Raw genomic sequence first — 7700 nt, 5'->3', positions numbered from 1 at the left:
TACCAAGCGCACAGGGCGTGCATCTGTGAAAGTGTTATGGCAAGGATGGCTTAAGTTACAAGCCATCCTTGAAGGCTACGATTTAGCAAAATCTCTTGAGTCAGACTTGTGATCAAGAGACAGCTAAATAAGCGGCTTTGTTGTTTAAAGTAATCTTAAATTAACGTATGCATTGCGGCCTAGGCTCGAACTCACTCGCCCTAAGCGGTAGCTGAATCACCTTGCCACATCCTGGTGGTGCCTGCTTACCCGTTTGTTCATTTACAAATGCCCAGCGTATTGATGGTGGACGCGTATCAGCTATTGCTTGTGGGTTAAGTGGTTTTAAGTAACGAATATATGCTTCTAATGCGCCTACGCTACCTGTTAAACCAGTGCTTTTGTTGTCATCTCGACCAAGCCACGCAACAGTCACTGTATTTTGATCAAAGCCTGCAAACCAACTATCACGTAAATCGTTGCTGGTTCCTGTTTTACCAGCGAGCTGGATTGACGGAAAGTGTAAATTTAAGCGTTTAGCAGTGCCATCTTTCGTTACGCGTTTCATTGCGTATTTGGTCATATACATTGCAGATTTATCAAAACGAGGCTCTGCATTTACTTTATGCTTATAAAGTACTTTACCAACAGAGTCAGTTAATGCCGAAATTGCAGTGAGCTTTTTATATTCGCCATCTGCAGCAATTGTTGTATAAAGCTGAGCCACTTCAAAACTCGACATTTCAACAGCCCCTAAAAGCAGCGATGGGTATTCGTCTATCGCCCCTGTTGCGCCTAAACCTTTCAATGTATTTACTACTTTATCAACACCTACATCGAGGCCTAAATTAACCGCTGGGATATTTATACTGTTACTAAATGCTTTATAAAGTGGAATTGCACCACGGTATTGGTGGTCAAAATTTTCTGGTTGCCACACTTTACCTTGCTCATTTGTGACCTGTACTGGCGAGTCATCAAGCAAAGTAGCTAAATTATAATGTGGCAATTGCAGTGCGGTTAAATACACGGCAGGTTTTACAAGCGAGCCTATATTACGTTTTGTGTCTAAAACACGGTTAAATCCTGAATAGCGAACATCGCGACCAGCAATAAGTGCAGAAACACCGCCTTTTTCTACATTAACAGAGATCATGGCTGCTTCTAGTTTTTCAGTTCTAGGGCGATTTTCCAAGTACGGTAAACTCTTTTCAATCGACTCTTCCATTGCTGTTTGCTTTTGCAAGTCAAAATAAGTAAATACTCTTACGCCTGCATCAAGTGTTTGCTGATCAGGTAATAATTCATTTAACTCTCTGTTTACTAGCTCTAAATAGCCTGGGTATGATTTTTGTAAACTGGCTTTCATTGGCGCAATATCAATTGGGCGATTAAGCGATGCACGGTACTCTTTTGTGCTAAGTAACTTATTTTCGACCATTAGACGCAGCACTAAGTCCCTGCGCTCCATTGTGCGCTCTTTAAAACGACGTGGGTTGTAATAAGATGGGCCTTTAACCATTGCCACCAGCAGAGCAATTTGATCGTACTCAAGCTCGTCTACAGGCTTTGAAAAGTAAAAGTCAGAAGCAAGCCCCATACCATGGATACCTTGGTTGTATGACTGCCCTAGGTATACCTCATTTAAGTAAGCTTCTAATATCTGATCTTTTGAATAGCGATAATCTAAAATAAGGGCAATAAAGGCCTCATTTATTTTTCGTACTAAAGAACGCTCACGCGTGAGGTAAATATTTTTAGCTAATTGCTGAGTAAGCGTACTGCCACCTTGAACGGTGCGTCCCGCTTTAATATTTGAATAAAGCGCACGTAAAATAGAAAACACCGACACACCATGGTGATCATAAAAATCACGGTCTTCAACTACCAGTAGCGTATCTTTAAGCATGGCTGGGAACTTATCTAGCGGTACAAATTCTCTATCTTGTTTAGAGTCGTTGCCAATTCGCGCTATTTGCACAGGTTCTAGGCGAGCAGAGTTTAAACGCCTGCCGAACTTATCTTTAATAGTCGCAACTTTTTGCCCTGCAAAACGAAGTTCAATAATATGTGATTCTTCAAGGCCATCATAAAATTCAAAATCACGGCGATAAATCTTGATGCTATCTGCTGTTTTAACAAACTGCCCTGTTCTGCTTAATCTATTAACAGATGAATAATGTAGACGCTCTAACTCAAACACAACTTCTTGGCTTGATAAAAATTGCCCCGGATAGAACTCCATAGAACGAGCATACACTTGCGCTGGAAGTTGCCATTTATTACCTTCAAATATACGTGTAGTTTTTGAATCTAAATAAATGAAATACATTGCCATTGCAATAAAAACAGCCAAGCTGAATTTCCAAAACACTGACCATGTTTTTCTCATAAAAGAGCGTTTAACAGTGGGATTCACTGTTTTTTTACTGCCCTTTGATGTGCTTTTTTTTGTCGTGCTTGACGATTTACTAGCACGTTTAGCTGCAGGTTTGCTGGTAGGTGTTTTTTTATTGTCGGCCATTTAAGTGTAATTTATTCCAAGGGTTATTCACGAGTGTGAGCTTAGCATATTGGGCATATCCTAACATCCGAAAAGTTAACCCCCCCTGAAACAAAAAAAGCCCTACCGAAGTAGGGCTTTGTGTAAACACATTATTATTTAAATAAACTATTAGCTATTTCGAACAGAAACAAACTCTGGGTAGGCTTCAATACCACAATCGTGTTGATCCATACCGTTTAGTTCTTCCTCTTCAGTTACTCGTATACCCATTGTTTTGTTAAGCACAGTCCAAACAATAAATGATGCTACAAATACAAAGGCAAGAATACACACTAAACCAATTAACTGATTAACAAAGCTTGCATCACCATTGGTTAGCGGTACTAACATAATACCTAATGCACCACACACACCGTGTACAGAGATAGCACCTACTGGATCGTCAATCTTAACTTTATCAAGTGCTATAATGCTAAACACAACTAATGAGCCACCAAGTAAACCTAGTAAACATGCCATTAATGGAGAAGGTGAAAGTGGGTCAGCAGTAATTACAACTAAACCTGCTAATGCACCGTTTAATACCATGGTTAAATCTGATTTGCCCCAAAGTATCTTACATACAAACAGTGCAGCAATAGCACCCATTGCAGCAGCTGCATTAGTATTAAGTAATATTTGACCTACCGCAGTTGCGTTTTCTTTATCCGAAAGCAGTAATTGAGAACCACCGTTAAAGCCAAACCAACCCATCCATAAAATAAATGTACCTAGTGTAGCAAGTGGTAAGTTTGAACCTGGAATTGGGTATATTTCACCGTTTTTACCATATTTTCCTTTACGAGCACCTAGGATTAGTACACCCGCTAGTGCAGCAGCTGCACCTGCGCCATGTACAATTGCAGAACCTGCAAAATCTACAAAGCCCATTTCAGATAAGAAACCACCACCCCATGTCCAGTAACCTTCAATAGGGTAAATAAAACCAGTTAGTACTACAGCAAAGCCAAGGAAAGCCCATAGCTTCATACGCTCAGCAACTGCACCCGATACAATCGACATAGCCGTTGCAACAAATACTACTTGGAAGAAAAAATCAGATTCTAAAGAATGGTCAGCATCAGCAGCTTGTGTGCCAATTAAAGCGCCTATTGAAGGAATAAAACCACCTTCGGCATTGTCTACATACATAATGTTGTAGCCAACTAATAAAAACATCGTACATGCAATTGAATACAGCGCGACATTTTTAGTTAAAATTTCAGCTGTGTTTTTAGAGCGAACTAAGCCCGCTTCTAACATGGCAAAACCTGCTGCCATCCACATTACTAATATACCTGATATTAAAAAATAGAAGGTATCGAGTGAAAACTTTAGTTCTATTATTGTATTTTCCATGAGACCCCCTTAAATTGCTTCTTCGTCAAGTTCGCCAGTACGGATACGAACAATTTGATCTAAGTCGTACACGAAAATTTTCCCGTCACCGATTTTACCTGTTGATGCAATTTTAGTAATTGCTTCAACAACGCGTTGACAATTTTCAGTACGAGTTGCAATTTCAAGTTTGATCTTAGGAATAAAATCTACTTGGTATTCTGCACCACGATATAACTCAGTATGACCTCGTTGACGTCCAAAACCTTTAACATCAACTACTGTCATCCCCTCAATTCCTAAATCAGCGAGTGCTTCACGCACGTCGTCTAATTTAAATGGTTTTATGATTGCACTAATCATTTTCATAGCGGCCCCCTCGGACTCTTTATTGTTATCCTGTTGGGTTAAACAATCCAACCTTTGTGCCACTATTTTTATATTTTTTAAAACAATAAGTTAGTGAAAAACAGAAACTAAATAACAAAAAAAACGCACCAATTAGGTGCGTTAATTTAACAAGTTATCTACATTGGTGCGTGCAATATATTAATTGCATGCTTAGCTTTATATAACAGAGCTATACCACGCAGTTTCTTCCTTGGTTTTTAGCTTCGTATAATGCTTTGTCAGCAACACGCATTGCCTGCGTCAAGCTAGTGTCTTGAAAGTCTGCCAAGCCTATACTTGTAGTAATTTTAATTGATTTATCGCTGATAGAAAAATCGTAACTAGCCAGCTTTTTTCTAAATGCTTCAAAGTATTCACGACCACGTTCAAGCTCTATCTCAGGTAATATTATGGCAAACTCTTCTCCACCAACCCGTGCAACTGTAAACTTTGAAAACGTAGTGCGGATTAATGAACCAACCTGCTTTAAAGCCTGATCGCCACCTTCATGGCCTAATGTATCGTTAATATTTTTGAAAAAATCGATATCTAACAATGCGAGAGTATTTTTCTGGTTTTTACTTTTAAGGAGCTTTTCTGCATATTGATAAAAATAGCGTCGATTATGAAGCCCTGTTAAATGATCCCTATGCGCGCTTTCTTTAATATCTGAAATTAACGATAGTTGCTCCATTGTTTGAAGTACTCGACAATGAAACTCCTCATTCATAAATGGCTTTGTTAAAAAGTCATTGGCGCCATATTTAATAAATCGCGCTGATAGGCCATGTTTCCCCGCGCCCGACAAGCCAATAATTGCTAAGTCGTCTCGGCCTCTAAAGTTACGTACCGCTTTAACAAGTTCAAAGCCATCCATAGAAGGCATAGCGTAGTCGGTCATAAGTAGCTTTATATCAGGATTAGCTTTTAATATTTCGAGTGCTTGTTGTCCATCGTGGGCATCTGTCACATCAAACAATTGCTTTTCAAGCATTTGCTTCATTAACGAGCGGCTCAGTAATGAATCATCTGCTACTAATGCTTTACAACCTTGGTTTCTTAGCAATTGCGCAACGAGTTTAACGGCGTAATGGTAAGAGTCGCGATTATCTTTAATAACATAATCAACGACACCTAATTCAAGCATTTGTTGGCGCTTGTACTCATCTATTTTTGAGGTTAAAACAACCGTAGGAATCTTTTTAGATAAAGTATATTTTGCGACTTCACCGTGAGGAGCATCTGGCAAGGTTAAATCAACTAACGCAAGCGTGTAGTCGTATTTTTCTACGTAAGTGGCACATTCAGCTAAAGACCAAGCAAAATCGATTGCCACATCAAGGTATTGTGCAGTTAAGTGGCGAAGTACCTGCTGCACTACTTTACTGTCTTCAACCACTAATACTCTTTGCATAAAGCTTCTCTTTACCTTTAATTAATTTTGTAATAAAACAAAAATACAATGCTATTACCGTAATAGCATTTATCAATAAACATCCGGTGTAGAGTGCACTTATGTGCTTGAAAGCGTAATCCATTAGGTTTTTTGGTGATAGCTTGTATATAAAATCAATACAAGCAGGCCCGCAATATACCTGAATTTTGTAATTAACTAAATAAAGAAACCCAACCCAAAATAACTATAGAAGTGATTAATACGCATCTACATGTGTATTAATCACTTACTTAACTAGTATTATCGGCCACTAGTCTCAATACTTTTGTTATTTAGCTCATTAATGTCTTTAATGGTGTATCAACAATAATAAGGACACCTAATGAAGCTTAGTCGTATTATCAGTTTACCGATAACCGTTATTGCATTAATAATCAGTACAAGTACACTTGCCGATAACCAACGTCGTATTGATGTAGACAGCAAAGTTGTTACTCAACATAAAGCTAAAATCAACGGTCAACGTTTTAACTACACTGTTGCTACAGGTACACAACCTGTATGGGATGATAAAGGCGACGCGGTTGCTACACTGCAATACACCTACTACACCCGCGACAAAGTTGACGACAGAACAACCCGCCCGTTACTTATTTCATTTAATGGCGGGCCAGGTTCGGCTTCTGTATGGATGCACCTTGCTTATACTGGGCCTCGTGTATTAAAAATTGATGATGAAGGCTATCCAATTCAACCATACGGGGTAAAAGACAACCCATATTCTGTTCTTGATATTGCCGATATTGTTTATGTAAACCCTGTAAATACAGGCTATTCTCGCGTACTTGAAAACGAAAAAGGCGAACTTCCTTCTAAAGCCCAACAAAAAGAAATGTTTTTTGGTGTTAATGCCGATATTAAATACCTTGCTGAGTGGTTAAATACCTTTGTAAATAGAGCTGAGCGCTGGCGCTCACCTAAGTTTTTAATAGGTGAAAGCTACGGTACAACACGCGTGTCTGGACTCGCTCATGAGCTTCAAAACAGTCAGTGGATGTACATAAACGGTGTTGTTCTCGTATCACCTACTGACATTGGTATTAAGCGCGACGGCCCGATTAAAGCAGCTAACCGCCTACCTTACTTTGCAGCGACTGCTTGGTATCACAAAGCACTTAACGTCGATTTACAAGCTAAAGATCTTGATGAGTTATTACCTGAAGTTGAAGAGTTTACTGTAAATGAGTTAATCCCTGCGCTTGCTAAAGGTGGCTTTATTAATGCTGATGAAAAGCGACGCATAATTACAAAAATGGCGCACTACGCAGGCTTATCAGAAAAGTTTGTTGAGCAAAATAACTTAGATATTCCAACTCAGTTTTTCTGGAAAGAGCTACTACGTGAACGTGGTCAAACTGTAGGCCGCTTAGATTCTCGTTATTTAGGAATAGATAAACGAAGCGCAGGTGAATCCCCAGACTACTGGGCTGAACTTACCTCTTGGTTACACTCTTTCACTCCTGCAATTAATCACTACTTACGTGAAGAGTTAAACTATAAAACTGATGTAAAATATAACTTATTTGGTAATGTCCATCCATGGGATAGAACCGGTAATAATACAGGCGAAAACCTACGTTTAGCAATGGCACAAAACCCTTACTTAAACGTGATGATCCAATCAGGATACTTTGATGGCGCAACCAATTACTTTGACGCTAAATATACGTTATGGCAATTAGACCCAAGCGGTAAAATGAAAGACCGTTTGAGCTTTAAAGGCTACAGAAGCGGACACATGATGTACCTTCGCCACGCTGATTTAGAAAGCTCTAATAACGATTTACGTGACTTTATACAGCACGCTTTACCCAAAAAAGGGCAAGCGGCTAAATACTAATATACCTAAAACAAAAAATGGCTCTTTAAGCTGTCTCTTGATCACAAGTCTGACTCAAGAGATTTTGCTAAATCGTAGCCTTCAAGGATGGCTTGTAACTTAAGCCATCCTTGCCATAACACTTTCACAGATGCACGCCCTGTGCGCTTGGT

Annotated in this window: 5 protein-coding genes; 1 reads left to right on the top strand and 4 read right to left on the bottom strand. The window is 39.3% G+C overall.

Annotated elements, in window-relative coordinates:
* Positions 1–160 precede the first annotated feature (160 nt).
* The 4 genes from mrcB to H5088_RS19975 all read right to left on the bottom strand — a co-directional run bounded on the left by mrcB (position 161) and on the right by H5088_RS19975 (position 5666).
* Entirely contained in the window at positions 161–2503 is a 2343-nt protein-coding gene (gene mrcB / locus H5088_RS19990) for a penicillin-binding protein 1B (RefSeq protein WP_182754392.1), read from the bottom strand.
* Positions 2504–2653: 150 nt separating this feature from the next.
* Positions 2654–3883 carry an ammonium transporter gene (locus H5088_RS19985; protein ID WP_024596272.1) on the bottom strand — a complete coding sequence of 410 codons (1230 nt, stop codon included), beginning with the start codon at positions 3881–3883 and terminating at the stop codon, positions 2654–2656.
* Positions 3884–3892: 9 nt separating this feature from the next.
* Complete coding sequence (locus H5088_RS19980) at positions 3893–4231, bottom strand: P-II family nitrogen regulator (RefSeq protein WP_004587162.1); 339 nt, start codon at positions 4229–4231, stop codon at positions 3893–3895.
* 211 nt (positions 4232–4442) lie between these two features.
* Entirely contained in the window at positions 4443–5666 is a 1224-nt protein-coding gene (locus H5088_RS19975; RefSeq protein WP_002958922.1) for a diguanylate cyclase domain-containing protein, read from the bottom strand.
* A 364-nt stretch (positions 5667–6030) separates the two neighbouring features.
* Here H5088_RS19975 and H5088_RS19970 point away from each other — a divergent pair, with 364 nt between their 5' ends.
* Positions 6031–7548, top strand: a complete 1518-nt coding sequence (locus H5088_RS19970; RefSeq protein ID WP_182754390.1) for a S10 family peptidase — start codon at positions 6031–6033, stop codon at positions 7546–7548.
* The last annotated feature ends 152 nt before the right edge of the window (positions 7549–7700 follow it).

The organism is Pseudoalteromonas sp. SR43-3 (assembly GCF_014163875.1).
In the GTDB taxonomy this organism is placed as follows: domain Bacteria; phylum Pseudomonadota; class Gammaproteobacteria; order Enterobacterales; family Alteromonadaceae; genus Pseudoalteromonas; species Pseudoalteromonas distincta.
The sequence above is the reverse complement of the archived record's forward strand: the minus strand, read 5'-3'. Positions and strand labels throughout refer to the sequence as shown.